Source organism: Mycobacterium sp. NGS45 (assembly GCF_059812645.1).
Window position 1 is genome coordinate 1 of the sequence record NZ_JCALDB010000038.1, and the last position, 17,695, is coordinate 17,695.

Consider the following 17,695-nt stretch of genomic DNA (forward strand, 5'->3'; position numbering starts at 1 on the left):
GCCGAAGAGTCGGCTGCGGCCAGTTTGTCCTGCTGGGCCAACTCGGCCAGGTAAGCGTTGTACTCGCGCAGCGTCGGGTCGTCGTCGTCGCCGACCGCGGGCTGCGGGCGTTGCGGCAACAGGTCGGCGGGGATCTCGGCCGGGGCGTCCGAGACCCGATCGGCTTCCGGATTGTCCTCGAGCCGGATGAACCGTCGGTAGGCGTAGATACAGAAGCCGGCGAAGAACGGCCACTGCAGCGCGTAGCCCAGGTTCTGGAAGGTGCCCGACGCCGATTCGTAGCGGGTCCACTGCCACCAGCCCAGCGCCAGACAGCCGCCGGCGGCCAGCATCACCAGGGCGACCACCGCCCATCTGCGCCGAGTGGACATGAACTCGACGGTACCGCCAAAGTGCCGGCCCGCTGGCATCGAGCCGACGAACGTGACCTGGGGCACCCCGGTCGCGCACCGATCGCGGGTGCCGCCGATCGCGGTAGGATCGCCAAGTTCTTGCGGGCGTGACGTAATTGGCAGCCGTGCGGGCTTTAGGTGCCCGTGCTCGAAAGAGCGTGTGGGTTCGAGTCCCACCGCCCGCACTCCTTTCTTCGCTCTTCCCGCCCGGCTTTGGGTCGGCGCTGCTGTGCGGTCGGGCGCGCGGTCCCGACGTCGACGACGTTTCACGCCCGACGCCGCCGGGCACCCTGGCGTGGGCGGGACTCGATCACAGTCAGAGACCCGCCGAAGCGACAGACGGGAGGGCAACACCATGCCGAATCCTTCGATCAAGGACGAAAAGCTCTATCGCGACCTGCGCGAGGAGGGCAACTCCAAGGAGAAGTCCGCGCGCATCGCCAACGCGGCCGCCAAGCGCGGCAAATCTGCGGTGGGACGCAAGGGCGGCGAGTCCGGGTCCTATGAAGATTGGACGGTGCCCGAACTCAAACGCCGTGCCAAGGAGTTGGGCCTGTCCGGCTACTCGGATCTGACCAAGTCCAAGCTGGTGGCCAAGCTGCGCAAGCACTGACCCGCCGGACCCGAACCGCGGTGGGGTTCAGGTCCGCTGGGCGTCAGATCATTTCCTTCTTGGTCAGCCAGCGCATGACCGGCCAGCCCACGAACACCGGGAGCCAGCAGGTCAACATCCGATACAGCAGCACTGAGGGCACCGCGGTGGCAGTGGGCACCCCGAACGCGGCCAGACCACCGATCAGCGCGGCCTCCACCGCACCCACGCCGCCGGGTGTCGGGGCCGCCGACGCCAGCGTGCCGCCCACCATGGTCACGACCGTCACGGTCACGAACGACACGTCCCCGCCGAACGCTGAGACGCTGGCCCACAGCGCCAGTGCAGCACCCAGAGTGGTTCCGGCGCAACCTAATACGATCAGGCCCAGCCGGCGCGGTTCCTTGGCCACGTCGACCAGATCGGCGATCACCTCGTTGAGTTTGGGCCGCACCGACGCGCCCAGCCAGCGGCGCAGCTTCGGCACGAACAAGAACGCCCCGAGCAGACCCAGCGCCACCCCGCCGATCAGGTACAGCACGGTGGCCGACGGCACGAAGTGCGACAGGTCGGTGCTCGCCCCGGCCAGTGCGCTGAACACGATCAACAAACTCAGATGCACGATCACCTGGACCGACTGCTGCAGCGCCACCGCGGTGGTCGCGCGCACCGCCCCCAGACCGCCCTTCTGCAGGAACCGGGTGCACAGCGCCAGCCCGCCCACCCCGGCCGGCGTGGTGGTGGCGGCGAACTTGGTGGCCAACTGCAGGATGGTCAGGTTCCGGAAGCTGACGACGCCGTCGGCGCAGGCCCACAGCGAGCCCGCGGCCCCGACGTAGGTCAGCATGGAAACCCCCAGCCCGAGCAGCGCCCACCACCAGTTCGCGCTGCGCAATTCGGTGATGAAGGTCGGCGCAGTGGACAGGAACGGATAGGCCACATAGACCAGGGCGACCAGCAGCACCAGCTGGATCACCTGGTTGCGGGTGAACCGGGTGATCGTCTCGGCCTGGATCTCATCGGCGCCGGTCTGGTGTTTGACCTGGTCGCGGGCTGCAGTCAAGACCGCCTTGGGTTCGGCCACCGATTCCCGGACCCGAGCCGGCACGGCCGACTTGGTCAACCGGCGCGACGCGGTCAGCACGGTTTCCTTGCCGAACGCGTCGATGGCGGCGGTCACCGCCGGCTCGGCACCGTACAGATCAGTGCTGGTGACCAGCAGCTGGGCGATGTCGGCCTGCAATTGCGCATCGGTGGCGCCGTACTCGGCGTGCCCGAAACCGCAGAACAGCACGTCGCCGTCGTCGACGGTGATCTCCTTGGCCCGCAGGTCGCCGTGCGAGATCTGGCTGCCGTGCAGCACGGCCAGCGCGTGCCACACCCGGCCCACCGGCACCTCGTCGGTGCAGGTGTTCAGCGGGCTGCCGCGCGCGGGGCTACGCGCATACATGGTCCAGCCGCGGTCCAGCGAGGCCACCGAGATCGCCTCCGATGAGGCCAGACCCAGCTTGCCGATCGCGATCGCCATCAGGCCGCGGTGTTCGACCGCGCGGCGCATCGAGGTCTGCAGCGGCGCGGTTTCGTCGGCGCGCAACCGCAGCTTGCGCCAGAACTGGCGCAGGGCACCGCCGCTGCGCTGATTGGGTCCGTACAGTTCGACCACCGCGGTGGCGCTCGGGTCGGCCGACGACGCCGACAGCACCAGCGGCCCCGGGCCGGCCGGGCGTACCACGGTCAGTGCGCTGGCCAGGAAGCCGCGCCGGGCCAGCGCGCGCACCGCGTGGTCGAGCGGAACCTCCAGCGCCGGAGTGCCGACCACCAGCACCACCACGGCGCCGACGAACCAGCCGACCGCCAGGCCCAGCAGCGAGCGGGCCGGGACCACGGCGCTGACCACCAGGTGGATCGGCACGAAGGCCAGCAGCAGCGTCCACCACCAGCGCCGCCACCGGCTCGGCAGACCCGCACCGGACACCGTCAGCACCGCGGCCAGCATGCCGATCCAGCGCGGGTCGTCGAGGAATTGGGACAGCACGGTGTCCAGCCGGTCGGACAGGTCGAAGTGCCAGCGTGGCGCGGCGATGCCGTTGCCGGTGATGGACAGCGCCAGCACCGCGATCGCACCGGCCAGCCCGTAGGCACCGAGCAGTTTCCACTGCCGGCCGGCGAGCAGGCCGATCAGGATCGCGAACGGCAACGCCAGCATCGCGATGCCGTAGATCAGATAGACCAGGTTGGATTGGGTGGGCGTGAGCACGCCGACGACCTCGGAGATCGAACGTTCCAAGGCCTCCCACTCGTAGCGGGTCAGCAGCGAGATGGCCACCAGGATGGCCAGCACCACGGCCGAGAGCGCCACTCGGATGATGTCGTTGGTGCGGCGGGTCAGCGGCTGCAGCAGGCTGCCCGAAACGGTGATCTCACGCCCGTCGACCCGCATGTCTGCCAGATCCTACGGTGCGCCCGTGCGCTGCTGGCTCTGGCTCGCCCGGATGCAGCGCGGCGGCGCGAACCGAGGTCGGACAGGTCAAGAATCGGTCACGATCGATTAAGACCAGATTGGGAATTCTTAACCGGAATTGGGCCCGCAGAGCGGTTTCGGGGCGGTTTTGAGGGCTATCTCACGCCATCTCCCTGTAACGCCCTGATCTGCGTGTTCATCCTGGGAGAACAATTCCGGCGGGCAGTTCTGGGCCGTGGTTACCGTGGATTTCAGGACGGGGAATCCGTGGTGCAAACCAAGTTCGAAGGAATGAGATGAAGATGTTCAGTAACTCGACTGCGCGTCGGAAGCTGGCCGGTCTGCGCGCCGGGGCGGTGCTGGGGGCGACGACGATCGCGCTGCTGGCCGCGCCGACCGCGGGGGCCGATCCCAACGCGTGTAGCCCGGAGGCGGTCAACGGCACCGTGAGCACGGTGACCGCCGACGCGCAGCGATATCTCAATGGCCATCCGGGCGCCAAGGGCGTCCTGACCGCCGCGTACACCCAGCCGCGCGCGCAGGCGGCCGCCGACATCCGCAACTACTTCACCGCCAATCCGGGGGAGTACTTCGAGTTGCGCGGCATCCTGGCGCCGATCGGTGAGAAGCAGCGGCAGTGCAACGTGCAGCCGCTGCCGCCGTACCTGGCGTCGGCCTACGACGAGTTCATGGCCGGCTGACCATCGCGGACGGTGCCGGCCGGCCGCAGTCCGGACCGGCCGGCACCGTTCCGATCCCGGATCGACGGAAAAATCGTGGTTTGAGTGCGCGGCCGAGTGGGAATCACTGGCCGCGGACTTGCTGGGGAGAGGCCCGGTTCCTGTACAAGGAACCGGGCCTTTCGGTTCAGCCCCCGGTCCCGGGGCCGCCGACCGCCGCCGCGATCACCCGGTCCACCGGCGTCTGCTCGGGAACCGCCGGACCACCGCTTTTCTCGGTGGCGACCAGGATGTCGAGCAGACCGTCGGCCAGCGCGCAGACATGCTCGGCGGTACCCGGAGCGGCCAGCGCGTGCTGGATCGACACCATGCCGTGCAGTGCGGTCCACAACGTATGGGCGCACTGGTGCAGCGGCAGCCGCAACTCGTGGCCGGCCGCGGCGCTGTCCCGCAGCGACTCGCGCAGCACATCGGAGACCGCCCGGGCCGGATGCGTGCCGAGCCGCTCGGGCTTCAGCTCGGGCTGGCGGACCTGGTACATCAGTCGGTAGGGGGCGGGGTTCTCGGTGGCGAAGACGCAGTAGGCATGCACCTGGGCGCGTAGCCGTGCCCGCGGACCGGCGTCGGCCGTGCGATCGCCGGCCTCCCGCATCAGCGCGGCGAGCTGGTCGTACTTGTCGGCCAGCGCCGCCCACACCAGCTCGGCCTTGTCCGAGAAGTGCAGGTAGATGCTCGGTGCTGCGACGCCGACCTCCTGCGCGACGGCCCGCATGGTGAGTTTGTCCTCGCCGGGCAGCCGATCCAGTAGTCGGTTCACGGCGGCCAGGATCTCCTGCCGCAACTGTTCGCCGTGGCCGCGACGGCTGCGCGGCCGGGCTTTGCCCAGTTCGGGGTCACGTTCCGGCCCGGATGCGTCGTGCTGCACAGTTCGCCTTCCCATGTGCCGAGAATCACCAGGTCAGAGGTCTGCACCCAGTGGATAGAGGGTCTAAGCTTCAGTTAACTGAACGTTGTTATTTTAAGTTACGGAGATCTCGATGACTGCTCAACTCGACGATTTGGACCTGCCCTTCAGCAAGCTCGCGCCCGGTGCCGACAGCGGGATCGCGCCGCGTGCCGGTGTGGTCGGGCTGGGCATGATCGGCGGCGGCGTGGCAGTCAGCCTCGAGAGCCGCGGTCGCATCCCGGTGGTGCACGACGTGCGCGCCGAGGCGGCCGAGGATCTCGGTCTGGCGCTGGCGGTACCCACCCCGGCCGAGGTCGCCGCGGTCAGCGACGTGGTGCTGATCGCCGTCGTCGACGCCGCCCAGGTGCGCGAGGTGCTGCACGGTTCCGACGGCGTGTTGGCCGGCTCGCACCCGGGTTTGGTCGTGGTGCTGCTGTCCACGCTGTCGGTGCCGGAAGTGCACGCGCTGGCCCAGGACTGCCGGGCCTACGGCGTGGAACTGCTGGACTGCGGTGTGACCCCGGGTGATCAGGCCGCGCACAACGGCATGGTGGCCATGGTCGGCGGCGCCGACGACACCGTGGCGCGCGCGCTGCCGGTGCTGGCCGACTTCGCCAAGAAGGTCGTGCACTGCGGACCGCTGGGCGCCGGGATGGCCACCAAGATCGCCCGCAACGTGCTGACCTACGGCAGCTGGCGTGCTGCGCACGAGGCCGCCGAACTGGCTCGCTCGGCCGGTGTCGATCCGGCCATGTTGATCGAGGTGATCGACGAAGCCGACCCCGCCGGTGCCACGCCGCTGCTGTGGCTGCGCAACCGGGTCGCCGAGCCCGAGCTGGCCGCCGAAGCCGGCCCGCAGGTGCTGCGCCTGATGGACAAGGACCTCGGCGCGGCACAGGATCTGGCCACCGCCAACGGCGTCGACGTGCCGCTGGTCGATGCGGCGCGCACGCACGGCGACGACACCCTCGGGGTGGTCACCGCTGCGCCGCCGGCAACCGATCGCACCACTCGCGGCCTGCAGACCATGGACCGGGTGTACGGCACCGGGCTGGCCGACGTGCTGCCCGCCGAGCGCAGCCCGGCGCTGGCCATGACCGTCGACCACCTGTTCGGCGAGGTCTGTAACCGTCCTGGTCTGTCGCTGCGGGACCGGCGTCTGGTGGTGCTGGGCGCCACCGCGATGCTGGGCCGCGCCGATCTGATCGAGGTCCAGGTGCGCGGTGCGCTGATCAACGGTGAGCTCACCGAAAGTGAGCTCGAGGAGATCGTGCTGCAGCTGCACTACTACGCCGGCTGGGGCAACGGCACCGCCGTGCAGGCCGGGGTGAACGCCGCGCTGGCCAGCTGGCAGGACGGCTTCGTGGCCCCGGCCGAGGAGCACTGACCCGGCCGGGCTTACCTGGTCAACTCCGCGGCGCGTACATCTCGGTGTGGGACCTGCGGCCGCGCAACACCTCCCGGGCCACCAGCACCCAGTCCTGGCGGGTGTCCTCGGTCGCATCGGCCAGGACCTCGGCCGTGCACAACAATCGCGCCGGGTCCAGCTTGGCCCGATCGGCCAACCGGGCCGCCTCGTTGACCGGATCGCCGATCACGGTGTACTCGAAGCGGTTCATCGTTCCGACGAAGCCGGCGAATGCCCGCCCGCGGGCCACCCCGATGCCGAATCCCGCGCCGAGCGTGCGGTGCAACCGGTCGGCCAGCGCGCAGGCCATCGCGCGGGCGTCCCCGGTCGGGTCCGGGCACGGCAGCGGCGCGCCGAAGATCACCAGCGCCGCGTCGCCGAGGAACTTGTTGATGAAGCCGTTGTGGTCGACCGCCACCTCGATGACCGACTCGTAGAAGCCGTTGAGCATGTCGGCGACCTGCTCGGGCGGCCGGGACGCGGCGAACTCGGTGGATCCGGCCAGGTCGACGAACAAGATGGTGACGTCGCGGACGTCGCGGTAGGCGGCCTCGTCGCCGTCGAGCAGCAACTCGACGACGTCGTCGCCGACCTGCCGGCCGAACAGCACCCGCAACCGGTCACGTTCTCGCAACCCGGCCACCATCGCGTTGAATCCGCTTTGCAGCAGCCCGATCTCGGAACGTTCGTACACGTCGACCCGGGCCCGGATGTTGCCGTGCTGCACATCGGCCATCGCGGCGGCCACCTCCTGGACCGGGTCGGAGATCGACCGGGCCACCAGCACCATGCCGCGCAGTCCCCACAGCACGGCCACGCCGGCCAGCACCAGCACCGGTATCTCCACCGACGAAGACTCGTCGATCACCCAGCCCTGCGAGCGGATCAGGATCAGCAGCGCGATACCGACGCTGGGCAGCGCGCAGCACAGCACCCACATGGTCAGCAGTCGGGCCAGCACACCGGGTGCGGTGTCCCGATCGGTCTCATACGGCCCGGCGGCCGCGCTGAGCGGATGCAGCGTGCGCACCGTGAGCAGCAGCGCCGTGCACACCGCGGCCGTCGCGCCGAAGAACACCGCGGGACCCACCAGGACCGTGACCGACCACGCGTGCCGCGGGTTGGCCGCGACCACCGCCGCGCCCGAGGCCAGCCAGACCCCGATCAGCAGTGCATTGCTGCGCTGCATCACCCGCAGGGCCGCGCGCCGTTGCCGCGGCGTCGGGGTGGCACCTGCCACGTACCAGCGCAGGCTGGGCAGCACGATCAGCACGTTGCCGACCGCAACCACCAGCAGCGCGAGCACCGCCAGCGCGATGATCAACCCACTGCTGGTCTGCGTGAACGGCGGCACCTGATCGCCGAGGGTCTCCCGGCGCAACGCCGTCATCACCAACAGCACCTCGGTGACCGACAGCAGGTGCGCGACGGTCACGCCGGCCGCATAGCGCAGCGCCAAGCCCATTGCGCCACCGCCGCCCGAGTGCACCCTGTGTCATCCCTTCAGCAGCGCCGTCCGCCTCTGGGGAAGGATAGTCTTCGCGCTGGCTGAGCCCGGGTTCTTCCGGGTGGTGCGGGTCTAGTCGCGCTGGGGTTCGGCGGCGTCCAGGAACAGATCCGGGATCGGGTGCTCGCCGCCGCCGTAACCGGACAGATCGGTCACCCCGGCCGCGCGTAGCACGTCGGCGTCGATGAAGGTCTGGCCACTGACCTCGGCGGCCGGTCGGCCGACGATGGCCACTGCGGCGTCGCCCATGATCTGCGGGCTGCGCGAGGACTGCGCGAGTTCGCTGCCGGCGGCCAGCGTGGTGACCGCGGCGGTGGCGATGTAGGTCTCGGGCCACAGGCAGTTCGACGCGATCCCGGCGTCGCGGTATTCCTCGGCCCAGCCCAGCGCCAGCAGTGTCATGCCGTACTTGCTCAGCGTGTAGGTGGGGTGTACGCCCAGCCAGTACGGGCTCAGGTTCAGCGGCGGGGCGATGGTCAGCACGTGGGCGTTGGGCGATTTGCGCAGCTGCGGCAGCGCGGCCTTGGTGAGCAGGAAGGTGCCTCGGACGTTGATGTCCATCATCAGGTCGTACTTCTTGGCCGACAACTCCTCGGTGGGCTCGGTGGCGATCGCGCTGGCATTGTTGACCACCACGTCGATCCCGCCGAACTGCTCGACGGCCGTGGCCACCAGTCGCTCGACGTCCTCTTCCTTGCGCACGTCACCGAGCACCGGCACGGCCTTACCGCCGGCCGCCTCGATCTCTTGGGCAGCGGTGTAGATGGTGCCGGGCAGCTTGGGGTGCGGCTCGGCGGTCTTGGCCAACAGCACCACGTTGGCGCCCTGGCGCGCGGCGGCCACGCCGATGGCCAAACCGATCCCGCGGCTGGCGCCGGAGATCACGAAGGTGCGGTCGCGCAGCGGCGTGGACGGGGTGCTGCCGGTGTCGGTCATGTGTCTCCCTCTGGTCATTTGCACTGTACGGTATTGGCATTCTCTTTTTTGGCAAGTACGTTATCCGATAGCTGTCAACCGGTAGCTGTCCACGATGGAGCACGATGGATTACACGACTTCAACCTCGTCCGGGATCCCCCTGGACCCGGTCTACGGCCCAACGGACCCGCCGGCTGACCCGCCGGCCCCCGGCGAGTACCCGTTCACCCGGGGCAACTTCGCCTCCGGCTACCGCGGCCGGCTGTGGACCTTCCGGCAGTACTCCGGCTTCGGCACCGCCGAGGAGTCCAACCGCCGCTACCGCTACCTGCTCGATCAGGGCGGTACCGGTCTGTCGGTGGCGCTGGACCTGCCCACCCAGTGCGGCTACGACTCCGATGACGCCGAGTACGGCGAAGAGGTCGGCCGGGTCGGCGTGGCCGTGGACACCCTGGCCGATGCCGAGATCCTGTTCGACGGCATCCCGCTGGACAAGATCAGCACCAGCTTCACCATCAACGGCACCGCCGCGATCCTGCTGGCGTTCTACGTTGCGGCCGCCGAGAAGGCCGGGGTGCCGCGGGAGAAGCTGACCGGCACGATCCAGAACGACATCCTCAAGGAGTACGCCTCGCGCGGCACCTGGATCTGGCCGCCGGAACCGTCGCTGCGCCTGATCGCCGACACCATCGAGTTCTGCGCGGCCGAGGTGCCGCGGTTCAACGCGATCTCGGTGGCCGGTGCGCACTTCCGCGACGCCGGCGCCAACGCGGTGCAGGAGATGGCGTTCACCCTGGCCGACGGCGTCACCTACTGCGACACCGTGGTTGAACGTGGCCGGATGACCATCGACCAGTTCGCACCGCAGATCTCGTTCTTCTTCTACACCCACGGCGATTTCTTCGAGGAGATCGCGAAATACCGTGCCGGACGCCGCCGTTGGGCGACGATCGTGCGGGAACGCTGGGGTGCGACGACCGAGAAGGCGTCAATGTTCCGGTTCGGCTGTGTGTCCGGCGGGGCCTCGCTGTACGCCCCGCAGGCGCAGAACAACCTGGTCCGGGTGGCCTACGAGGCGATGGCCTCGGTGCTCGGCGGCGTGCAGTCGATGTTCACCGCGGCCTGGGACGAGCCGTTCGCGCTGCCCAGTGAGGAGTCCGCGACCCTGGCGCTGCGCACCCAGCAGATCCTGGCCTATGAGACCGGGGTGACCCGGGTGGCCGACCCGCTGGGCGGCTCCTACTTCGTCGAGGCGCTCACCGACGCCACCGAGGAACGCATCATCGAGATCATGTCCGACCTGGAGAACCACGGCGGCATGGTGCGGGCCATCGAGGACGGCTACCTGCAGGGATTGATCGCCGACGAGGCCTACAAGATCCACCAGGAAGTCGAATCCGGGGTGCGGCCGGTGGTCGGCGTCAACAAGTTCGTCTCCGACGAGCCGCCGCCGGACATCGACACCTATGAGCTCGACGCCGAGGGCCGGGAGAAGCAACTCAAGCGGCTGGCCCGGGTCAAGGCCGAGCGGGACGCCGATCAGGTGGCCGCGACGCTGGCCGCGCTCTCACGTGCGGCCGAAGGTACCGACAATCTGATGCATGCCCTGATCGACTGCGCCAACGCCTACTGCACGGTGGGCGAGATGGTCTCCGCGCTCAAGGCGGTCTGGGGCGAATTCCAACAACCGGTGGTGTTCTGATGACTGATTCTGCTGAGAACCGGGTTCGCGTATTGGTGGCCAAGCCCGGCCTGGACGGGCACGACCGCGGCGCCAAGATCGTGGCGCGCACGCTGCGCGACGCCGGTTTCGAGGTGATCTACACCGGTATCCGGCAGCGCATCGAGGACATCGTGTCCATTGCGCTGCAGGAAGACGTTGCGGTGGTGGGCCTTTCGATCCTGTCCGGTGCGCACGTGGCGCTCACCGGACGCACCGTGGACGCGCTGCGCGCGGCCGACGCCGGGGACATCGCCGTCGTCGTCGGCGGCACCATCCCACAGGGTGACGTGCAGAAGGTGCTGGATGCCGGTGCGGCCGCGGTCTTCCCGACCGGCACCGCGCTGGAGACGTTGGTGACCGAGGTGCGCAAGCTGACCGAGGACTCGCAGAAGGTGGAAAGCTGATGCGGCTGGGCGTGATGATCGGTGCCGAGCGTGGCGACATGGCCCGCAAGGTCAGCAAGCTGGTCTCCGACATCGAATGGGCCGAGTCGGCCGGGCTGGACAGCGCCTGGATGCCGCAGGTGCCCAACGACTTCGACCTGCTGACCATGGTGGCGTTGATGGCGGCGCACACCTCGCGGATCGAACTGGGCACCGCAGTGGTGCCGCTGCAGGCGCAGCATCCGATCGCGCTTGCCCGGCAGGCGCTTTCGGTCCATGCGATGTCGGGCGGCCGATTGGCTCTGGGCGTCGGGCCGAGCCATCACTGGATCATCCGCGACATGTTGGGCCTGCCGTACGACAAGCCGGCCTCCTACACCCGCGACTATCTGCAGGTGTTCAACGCCGCGATCTCCGGTCCCGGCCCAGTGGACGTGGAGAACGACCACTTCACGGTGCACAACCCGACCGTGCTGGCCGCCGACACCCCGATGCCGGTGCTGGTCGCCGCGCTCGGGCCGGTCATGCTGCAGATCGCCGGTGAGTACGCCGACGGCACCTCGCTGTGGATGGCCGACGAGAAGGCGATCGGCGACCACATCGCACCGAAGATCAACAAGGCCGCCGCCGAGGCCGGCAAGCCGGCGCCGCGGATCGTGGCCGGTATCCCGGTCACGCTGTGTGCGAACTCGGAGATCGAGGCCGCCAAGGAGCGGGCCAACCGGATCCTGGCCGAGGCCGAGACCTCACCGAACTACCAGCGGTTGCTCGACCGCGGCGAGGCCCGCAACGTCGGTGATCTGTGCGCGGCCGGTGACGAGGAGTCGATCCTCAAGCGGTTCAAGCAATTCGCCGACGCCGGCGTGACCGACCTGTCGGTGCGGCTGCTGCCGATCGGTGAGACCCGCGACGAGCTGGTGGCCTCCAAGTACCGCACCCGCGAGGTCATTGCCGAACTCGCCAAAGCCGTGCGATGAGCGCCGGACCGCTCGACGGGATCAAGGTGCTCGAGGTGGGCACCATGCTGGCCGGTCCGTACGCCACCATGATGCTGGCCGACCTCGGCGCCGAGGTCACCAAGATCGAGCCGCCCACCGGGGACATCTCGCGGCAGGTCTCTGACAGTTACTTCGCCAGCCTCAACCGGGGCAAGCGCAGCGTCTGCCTGGAACTCGGGACTGAAGACGGGCAGCGCCGGCTCGGTGAGCTGGTCGCGCAGTCTCATGCGCTGCTGGTGAATCTGAAGCCCTCGGCGATCCAGAAGTTGGGGCTGACTTATCAGGCGCTGCGCAAGCACAACGACAAGATCGTCTGCGTGGCGCTGACCGGCTTCGGTCTGTACGGCGGAGACGATCCGGCCTTCGACTACGTCGTGCAGGCTTCGACCGGGATCGCCGCGCTCACTGGCGATCCCGCGGGTCCGCCCACCCTGCCGGGCTACTCCTCGGCGGACAACTCCACCGGGTTGACCGCGGCGCTGGGGCTGCTGGCCCAGATCGTGTCCGGCCGCGGCGGTCAGGTCGACGTCTGTCTGCGCGACGTGTTGTTGTCGCAGTTGAACTATCACGCCTCGGCCTACCTGAACGAGGGCGTCACCCCGCAGCGTCGGCCCTACGGCGCGCACTCGTTCTACGTTCCGGCGCAACTGTTCCCGACCGCGGACGGCTATCTGGCGCTGTTCATCACGCACGACGGCTTCTGGCGTTCGTTCGCCACCGAGGCCGGGCTGGTCGCCGGTGAGCAGCTGCCGTTCGCGATCATGGCCGAGCGCTCGGCGCGTCGTGATGAGGTGCTCGCGATCGTGACCGAAGTATTGGGCACCGATACCGCGGCGAACTGGGAAGCTCGGCTCAAACCGCTCGGGATTCCGACTGCCGCGGTACGCACGCTGCCCGAGGCGCTCGATGCGCTACCCGAGATCGTGGTGGCCGCCGGCAAGTACCGGTTGGTGGGCAGCAGCATCCGGGTGGACGGCTATCAGCCGGACTACCGCCCGCCGCCGGCCCTGGGCGAGCACTGAGCCACCAGCAACGGATTAGCAGTCGTAGTCGACAACCACCGAGCAGTCCGGCACACCCTGGCAGGTCAGCACGTAGCCCTCTTCGACCTCGTCGTCGTCGAGCGCGTCGTTGACCCGCATGGTGGCGGTACCCTCGGACAGCTTGGCCATGCAGGTGCCGCAGTTGCCTGCCTCGCAGGAGAACGGCGGGGTCAACCCGGCCCGGCGGGCCGATTCCAGGATGGTCTCGCCGGCCTTCATCGTGATGGATGCACTCCGGCCGTCGAGATGAACCGTCACTTCGGGCTGGCCGGTCTCCGCGGATGCGGCGGTCGCCGTGCTGCCGGAAGCCGGTGTAGCCATGAGTTCAAACCTCTCCGAGTGGTACTGCCAACTGATGCGGTACGTGTATTCTACCCGAATGAGAATACTATTCTCACCTTGAGATAGCATCTTCTCAATCTTGTTCTGGTGTTCGTTCTAGTTTGGCACGCGCCGCCCCGACCTCGCCGAGGAGGACCGATGCTCGATCCGGTCGTGCTCGCCTACCAGGACCGGGACTACCGCCGCAGCGACCTCGATGCGCTGGTCAACGGCCTGGCCGCCGATCTGGCCGAGCGCGGTGTGCAGCCCGGAGACCGGGTCGCGGTGATGTCCTCCAACCGGCCCGAATTCGTCGTCGCGCTGTATGCCATCTGGCGCCTGGACGCGGCCGTGGTGCTGCTCAGCCCGGCCTGGAAGGCCGCCGAGGTGAGCCACGCGTTGGCCCTGACCCAACCTGGCCACGCCGTCGGCGACCACCCGGTGCTGGCGGCCGCGATGCCGATGCGCAGCCTGGACGAACCGATCGTGGCCGCCGAGCCGTCCGACCGGCCGCAGCCGGATCCGGCGGCCGAGGCGGTGCTGGTGTTCAGTTCGGGCACCACCGGGTTGCCCAAGGCGGTCCGGCACACCCACCGCTCCTTCGACGCCGCGGTCCGGCACTGGCGCACCGCGCTGGGCCTGACCGCCCAGGATCGGCTGCAGATCGTCACGCCGGCCACCCACATCCTCGGCCTGCTCAACATTGCCACGGTGCTCGACGCCGGCGGCTTCCTGCGCCTGCACGCCCGCTTCGACGTCGACGCGCTGCTGGCCGGCATCGAGCGCGACCGGATCACCATCGAGATGACCGTGGCGCCGATCGCGTTGGCGATCGCCGCGCACCCGCGCCTGGAGTCCTACGACCTGTCCTCGCTGCGCTATGTGATGTGGTGCGCGACCCCGGTCGCACCGGCTGTGGCCGAACGGATCAGCGCGCGCACCGGCATCACCTGGGTCACCGCTTACGGCGCCTCCGAACTGCCGGTGCTGGCCTGCAACGACCTGACCGGCGCCGAACTGGACACCGTGGGCCGGGCGCCGGACGGCGTCGAACTGCGGGTGGTGTCGATGGACACCGGCGCAGAGGTGGGTCCCGGCGAGGTCGGCGAGATCCAGGCCCGCGCCGAGTCGGTGATGGCCGGTTACCTGCCCGAGGCGGATGGCCGCGCAGCTTTCCAGGACGGCTGGTACCGCACCGGTGACGTCGGCACCCTGGACGCCGACGGTTATCTGCGGATCACCGACCGTGCCAAGGAGATGATCAAGGTGCGCGGCTTCCAGGTCGCGCCGGCCGAGATCGAGGCGGTACTGCTGGGTCACCCGGCCGTCACCGACTGCGCGGTGTTCGGGGTGCCCGACGCCGCCGACGGCGAAGCCGTCATCGCCGCGGTGGTCACCGCGGCCCCGGTTTCGCCGGATGAACTGTCTGACCGGGTCGGCGATGCGTTGGCGTCCTACAAACGCCTGCGCGACGTCGTGTTCGTCCCGGAGATTCCGCGCCTGCCATCAGGTAAGGCGTTGCGTCGCGTGCTGAAGGAGCGCCATGGATGTACGTCTGACCTCTGAACAACGACAACTGCAGGAGGCGGCCGCCGAACTCGCCGACGACCTGGGTCCCGGTTCGGTGGCCGCACTCGAGGACGAGTCGCGCATCGCGCGGCTGGACAAGCAGGTCGCCGCAACCGGCTTCCGGTCGCTGCGCTCCGACGGCGCCTCGGGCGTCGAAGTCGCGCTGGTGGTCGAGGAATTCGGCCGCGGTCTGGTTGACACGCCACTGCTGGGGCCGGTGCTGGCCGACGAACTGGCCCGGCACCTCGACGCCGACGCCACCGATGCCACCGTGGTGGTCGACGGCGTGGCGTTCGACGCGCGCGGCTGCAGCCGCGGTTTGATCCTGCGCGACGACGAGGTGCTCGCCGTCGACCTCGGTGACCCGCTCGGCGGCGCCGACTTGACCCGGTTCCGGACCGCACTCGCGGGCAGCGAGACCTCGCTGGGCAAGGTCTCGGCCACCGCGGCGCAGCGCTGGCGGGCGCTGGCGCTCACCGTCACCACCGCCGACCTGGTCGGAACCGCGCGCGGCACACTGGATTTGGCAGTCGAGTACGCCAAGATCCGCGAGCAGTACGGCAATCCGATCGGCTCCTATCAGGCCATCGCGCACCTGCTGGCCGAGGCACTGACCCTGGTCGAGGGCTCGGTGAGCATCCTGCGGCACGCCGCGTGGGCGGTCGACGAACTCGATCCGGCCGAGGCGATCCGCGCCGCACAGGTCGCCAAGGTGTACAGCGCCCGCGCGGCCCGCACGGTGTGCGAGACCTCGATCCAGGTGCACGGCGGCATCGGCAACACCTGGGAGTGCCTGGCGCACGTCTACCTGCGCCGCGCGCTGACCTCGACTGAACTGTGGCCCGTCAAGTTGGAGGAGATCGATCTTGGACTTTCGTGATTCGGCTGACGAAGCCGCCTTCCGCGCCCGGCTGCGCGAGTGGCTTTCGGTGCACGCCAAGGAATTTCCCACATCCGGTGACGAGTACTGGGCCAAGGCGCCGGACTGGCACCGGGCCCTGTACCAGGGTGGCTTCTTCGGGCTGTCCTGGCCCAAGGAGTACGGCGGTCAGGACATGGCCCCGGTCTACGACGTCATCCTCGACGAGGAACTGGCCCGCGCCGGCGCACCGCCGCGGCCCAGCCTGGGCTACCTGGTGGTCGGGCTGGGCCACCACGGCAGCAAGGAGCTGCAGCAGCGCTTCCTGCCCGGCATGATCGACGGCACCGAGCGCTGGTGCCAAGGGTTCTCCGAGCCCGGTGCGGGCTCGGATCTGGCTTCGCTGACCACCACCGCGGTGCGCGACGGCGACAACTGGGTGATCAACGGCCACAAGGTCTGGACCAGTTACTCCGATGTCGCCGACTGGTGCCTGGTGTTGGCCCGCACCGACCCGGAAGCCAAGCGGCACAAGGGCATCTCGGCGTTCATCGTTTCGATGCACCAGGACGGCATCGAGCAGCGCCCGCTGCAGATGATCAGCGGCATCACCAAGGAGTTCGGCCAGGTCAGCTTCGACGGCGCCGTGGTGCCCAACGCGAACATGGTCGGCGAACCCGGTGACGGCTGGAAGCTGGCGATGACGGTGGTCGGCCACGAACGCGAGCCCTCCACGCTGGGATTCGCGGCCCGGTACGGAAAACTGGTGCGGCAGATGGCCAAACGCGTCGACGCCGCCGGCGGCACCGTGCCGCAGGATCTGGCCTGGGCGGCCGTCGAGGTCGAGATGCTGACCCACCACGTGCGGCGGCGACTGTCCGAGCAACTCGACGGGATCACGCACAACTCCAACGGTTCGATCGACAAGCTGCTGATGACCTGGACCGATCAGGCCGTCGGGCATGCCGCGGTCGCGGTCGGTGGCACCGGTGACGACGAACTGCTGGGCGCCTACATGTACAGCCGCGCGCAGTCGGTGATGGGCGGCACGTCGCAGATCCAGAAGAACATCATCGCCTCCCGCATCCTGGGACTGGGCGTCTGACGGCTGCTGCCACGATCGAAGGGACTTCAAATGTACGGAATGCCAGACGAAATCGACGTCCAGGCGGACGGCGCGCTGCGGATCATCACGCTGAACCGGCCGGATGCGCTGAACGCGGTCAACGACGCACTGCACGTCGGATTGGCCAACCTGTGGAACGAACTCAACGAGGACGCCGGCGCCCGAGCTGCGGTGCTCACCGGCGCCGGACGGGCCTTCTCGGCCGGTGGTGACTTCAACTACCTCGACGAGTTGCGCAACGACGAGGCGCTGCGGGTCAAGACCATCAAGCACGGCCGCGACATCGTGATCGGCCAGATCCGCTGCCGGATCCCGATCATCGCCGCGGTCAACGGGCCCGCGGTGGGACTGGGCTGCAGCCTGGCCGCGATGTCGGACGTGGTGTACATGGCCGAGAAGGCGCACTTCGCCGATCCGCACGTGTCGATCGGGCTGGTGGCCGCCGACGGCGGTCCGCTGGTGTGGCCCATGCAGATCAGCTTCCTGCAGGCCAAGGAGTTCGCGCTGACCGGTCAGCGCATCACCGCGCAGCGCGCGCTGGAACTCGGGCTGGCCAACCACGTGGTGGAAGACCCGCTCGCCGAGGCGATCGCGTGCGCCAAGAGGATCCTGGAGTTGCCGCAGCAGGCCGTGGAGGCCACCAAGCGGCTGATGAACATCCAGCTGGAACGTTCGGTGCTGGCCTCGCTGGACTACGCCAACCTCAGCGAGTACGTGTCGTTCGGGACCCCGGAGTTCAACAAGATCGTGGACGGACTGGTCAGCAAGCGC

At 68.8% G+C, this 17,695-nt stretch carries 17 protein-coding genes and 1 tRNA gene; 12 read left to right on the forward strand and 6 right to left on the reverse strand.

From position 1 onward, the window contains the following. On the reverse strand, nucleotides 1–371 hold a 371-nt coding region (locus AC5Y3P_RS21770; protein WP_500048017.1), incomplete at its 3' end, for a hypothetical protein. A 122-nt stretch (nucleotides 372–493) separates the two neighbouring features. On the opposite strand from AC5Y3P_RS21770, the gene AC5Y3P_RS21775 reads away from it, so the two are divergent. Together AC5Y3P_RS21775 and AC5Y3P_RS21780 are read left to right on the forward strand one after the other, a co-directional pair. Next, a tRNA-Leu gene (locus AC5Y3P_RS21775) sits at nucleotides 494–577 on the forward strand. Nucleotides 578–747: 170 nt separating this feature from the next. Then, nucleotides 748–1,005, forward strand: a complete 258-nt coding sequence (locus tag AC5Y3P_RS21780; RefSeq protein ID WP_500048018.1) for a DUF7218 family protein — start codon at nucleotides 748–750, stop codon at nucleotides 1,003–1,005. A 43-nt stretch (nucleotides 1,006–1,048) separates the two neighbouring features. Here the strand turns inward: AC5Y3P_RS21780 and AC5Y3P_RS21785 are convergent, their stop codons facing one another. After that, nucleotides 1,049–3,424 carry a flippase-like domain-containing protein gene (locus AC5Y3P_RS21785; RefSeq protein ID WP_500048019.1) on the reverse strand — a complete coding sequence of 792 codons (2,376 nt, stop codon included), beginning with the start codon at nucleotides 3,422–3,424 and terminating at the stop codon, nucleotides 1,049–1,051. A 323-nt stretch (nucleotides 3,425–3,747) separates the two neighbouring features. Here AC5Y3P_RS21785 and AC5Y3P_RS21790 point away from each other — a divergent pair, with 323 nt between their 5' ends. Continuing rightward, the gene (locus tag AC5Y3P_RS21790; RefSeq protein WP_500048033.1) at nucleotides 3,748–4,146 is read left to right on the forward strand and encodes a hemophore-related protein; all 399 of its coding nucleotides are present in this window, start codon (nucleotides 3,748–3,750) and stop codon (nucleotides 4,144–4,146) included. Between the two features lie 166 nt (nucleotides 4,147–4,312). On the opposite strand, the gene AC5Y3P_RS21795 is transcribed toward AC5Y3P_RS21790, so the two are convergent. Further along, complete coding sequence (locus tag AC5Y3P_RS21795; protein ID WP_500048020.1) at nucleotides 4,313–5,065, reverse strand: TetR/AcrR family transcriptional regulator; 753 nt, start codon at nucleotides 5,063–5,065, stop codon at nucleotides 4,313–4,315. 97 nt (nucleotides 5,066–5,162) lie between these two features. Between AC5Y3P_RS21795 and AC5Y3P_RS21800 the strand changes: the two genes are divergently transcribed. After that, a complete protein-coding gene (locus AC5Y3P_RS21800) occupies nucleotides 5,163–6,458 on the forward strand; it encodes an NAD(P)-binding domain-containing protein (protein WP_500048021.1) in 1,296 nt (431 codons plus the stop codon). 19 nt (nucleotides 6,459–6,477) lie between these two features. On the opposite strand, the gene AC5Y3P_RS21805 is transcribed toward AC5Y3P_RS21800, so the two are convergent. Both AC5Y3P_RS21805 and AC5Y3P_RS21810 read right to left on the reverse strand, forming a co-directional pair. Continuing rightward, complete coding sequence (locus tag AC5Y3P_RS21805) at nucleotides 6,478–7,968, reverse strand: adenylate/guanylate cyclase domain-containing protein (RefSeq protein ID WP_500048022.1); 1,491 nt, start codon at nucleotides 7,966–7,968, stop codon at nucleotides 6,478–6,480. 90 nt (nucleotides 7,969–8,058) lie between these two features. Then, complete coding sequence (locus AC5Y3P_RS21810) at nucleotides 8,059–8,922, reverse strand: SDR family oxidoreductase (RefSeq protein WP_500048023.1); 864 nt, start codon at nucleotides 8,920–8,922, stop codon at nucleotides 8,059–8,061. Nucleotides 8,923–9,026: 104 nt separating this feature from the next. Here AC5Y3P_RS21810 and AC5Y3P_RS21815 point away from each other — a divergent pair, with 104 nt between their 5' ends. Genes AC5Y3P_RS21815 through AC5Y3P_RS21830 form a run of 4 tightly spaced genes read left to right on the forward strand, consistent with a single transcriptional unit; the run spans nucleotide 9,027 to nucleotide 13,028 of the window. Further along, complete coding sequence (locus AC5Y3P_RS21815) at nucleotides 9,027–10,604, forward strand: methylmalonyl-CoA mutase family protein (protein WP_500048024.1); 1,578 nt, start codon at nucleotides 9,027–9,029, stop codon at nucleotides 10,602–10,604. Further along, a complete protein-coding gene (locus AC5Y3P_RS21820) occupies nucleotides 10,604–11,029 on the forward strand; it encodes a cobalamin B12-binding domain-containing protein (protein WP_500048025.1) in 426 nt (141 codons plus the stop codon). Before AC5Y3P_RS21815 ends, AC5Y3P_RS21820 begins: the two co-directional genes overlap by 1 nt. After that, on the forward strand, nucleotides 11,029–11,985 hold the full coding sequence (locus AC5Y3P_RS21825; RefSeq protein WP_500048026.1) for an LLM class F420-dependent oxidoreductase: 957 nt from the start codon (nucleotides 11,029–11,031) through the stop codon (nucleotides 11,983–11,985). Before AC5Y3P_RS21820 ends, AC5Y3P_RS21825 begins: the two co-directional genes overlap by 1 nt. Further along, nucleotides 11,982–13,028, forward strand: a complete 1,047-nt coding sequence (locus AC5Y3P_RS21830) for a CaiB/BaiF CoA transferase family protein (protein ID WP_500048027.1) — start codon at nucleotides 11,982–11,984, stop codon at nucleotides 13,026–13,028. The genes AC5Y3P_RS21825 and AC5Y3P_RS21830 overlap by 4 nt, the downstream gene beginning before the upstream one ends. 15 nt (nucleotides 13,029–13,043) lie before the next feature. Here the strand turns inward: AC5Y3P_RS21830 and AC5Y3P_RS21835 are convergent, their stop codons facing one another. Continuing rightward, nucleotides 13,044–13,370 (reverse strand): 2Fe-2S iron-sulfur cluster-binding protein, encoded by a 327-nt coding sequence (locus tag AC5Y3P_RS21835; protein WP_500048028.1) that lies wholly within the window; start codon nucleotides 13,368–13,370, stop codon nucleotides 13,044–13,046. A gap of 159 nt (nucleotides 13,371–13,529) precedes the next feature. Here AC5Y3P_RS21835 and AC5Y3P_RS21840 point away from each other — a divergent pair, with 159 nt between their 5' ends. From AC5Y3P_RS21840 to AC5Y3P_RS21855, 4 genes are all read left to right on the forward strand, one after another. After that, nucleotides 13,530–14,936, forward strand: a complete 1,407-nt coding sequence (locus AC5Y3P_RS21840; protein WP_500048029.1) for a class I adenylate-forming enzyme family protein — start codon at nucleotides 13,530–13,532, stop codon at nucleotides 14,934–14,936. Further along, nucleotides 14,914–15,819 (forward strand): acyl-CoA dehydrogenase family protein, encoded by a 906-nt coding sequence (locus tag AC5Y3P_RS21845; RefSeq protein ID WP_500048030.1) that lies wholly within the window; start codon nucleotides 14,914–14,916, stop codon nucleotides 15,817–15,819. The genes AC5Y3P_RS21840 and AC5Y3P_RS21845 overlap by 23 nt, the downstream gene beginning before the upstream one ends. Further along, complete coding sequence (locus AC5Y3P_RS21850) at nucleotides 15,806–16,903, forward strand: acyl-CoA dehydrogenase family protein (RefSeq protein ID WP_500048031.1); 1,098 nt, start codon at nucleotides 15,806–15,808, stop codon at nucleotides 16,901–16,903. The genes AC5Y3P_RS21845 and AC5Y3P_RS21850 overlap by 14 nt, the downstream gene beginning before the upstream one ends. Nucleotides 16,904–16,933: 30 nt before the next feature. After that, nucleotides 16,934–17,695 (forward strand): enoyl-CoA hydratase/isomerase family protein (locus tag AC5Y3P_RS21855; RefSeq protein WP_500048032.1); only part of this gene is annotated, 762 nt, incomplete at its 3' end.

Bases quoted from the DNA above. Each gene is read 5' to 3' on its own strand.
- AC5Y3P_RS21780 (WP_500048018.1), top strand. From the start codon at position 748: ATGCCGAATCCTTCGATCAAGGACGAAAAGCTCTATCGCGACCTGCGC.
- AC5Y3P_RS21785 (WP_500048019.1), bottom strand. From the start codon at position 3,424: ATGCGGGTCGACGGGCGTGAGATCACCGTTTCGGGCAGCCTGCTGCAG.
- AC5Y3P_RS21790 (WP_500048033.1), top strand. From the start codon at position 3,748: ATGTTCAGTAACTCGACTGCGCGTCGGAAGCTGGCCGGTCTGCGCGCC.
- AC5Y3P_RS21795 (WP_500048020.1), bottom strand. From the start codon at position 5,065: ATGGGAAGGCGAACTGTGCAGCACGACGCATCCGGGCCGGAACGTGAC.
- AC5Y3P_RS21800 (WP_500048021.1), top strand. From the start codon at position 5,163: ATGACTGCTCAACTCGACGATTTGGACCTGCCCTTCAGCAAGCTCGCG.
- AC5Y3P_RS21810 (WP_500048023.1), bottom strand. From the start codon at position 8,922: ATGACCGACACCGGCAGCACCCCGTCCACGCCGCTGCGCGACCGCACC.
- AC5Y3P_RS21815 (WP_500048024.1), top strand. From the start codon at position 9,027: ATGGATTACACGACTTCAACCTCGTCCGGGATCCCCCTGGACCCGGTC.
- AC5Y3P_RS21820 (WP_500048025.1), top strand. From the start codon at position 10,604: ATGACTGATTCTGCTGAGAACCGGGTTCGCGTATTGGTGGCCAAGCCC.
- AC5Y3P_RS21825 (WP_500048026.1), top strand. From the start codon at position 11,029: ATGCGGCTGGGCGTGATGATCGGTGCCGAGCGTGGCGACATGGCCCGC.
- AC5Y3P_RS21830 (WP_500048027.1), top strand. From the start codon at position 11,982: ATGAGCGCCGGACCGCTCGACGGGATCAAGGTGCTCGAGGTGGGCACC.
- AC5Y3P_RS21835 (WP_500048028.1), bottom strand. From the start codon at position 13,370: ATGGCTACACCGGCTTCCGGCAGCACGGCGACCGCCGCATCCGCGGAG.
- AC5Y3P_RS21840 (WP_500048029.1), top strand. From the start codon at position 13,530: ATGCTCGATCCGGTCGTGCTCGCCTACCAGGACCGGGACTACCGCCGC.
- AC5Y3P_RS21845 (WP_500048030.1), top strand. From the start codon at position 14,914: ATGGATGTACGTCTGACCTCTGAACAACGACAACTGCAGGAGGCGGCC.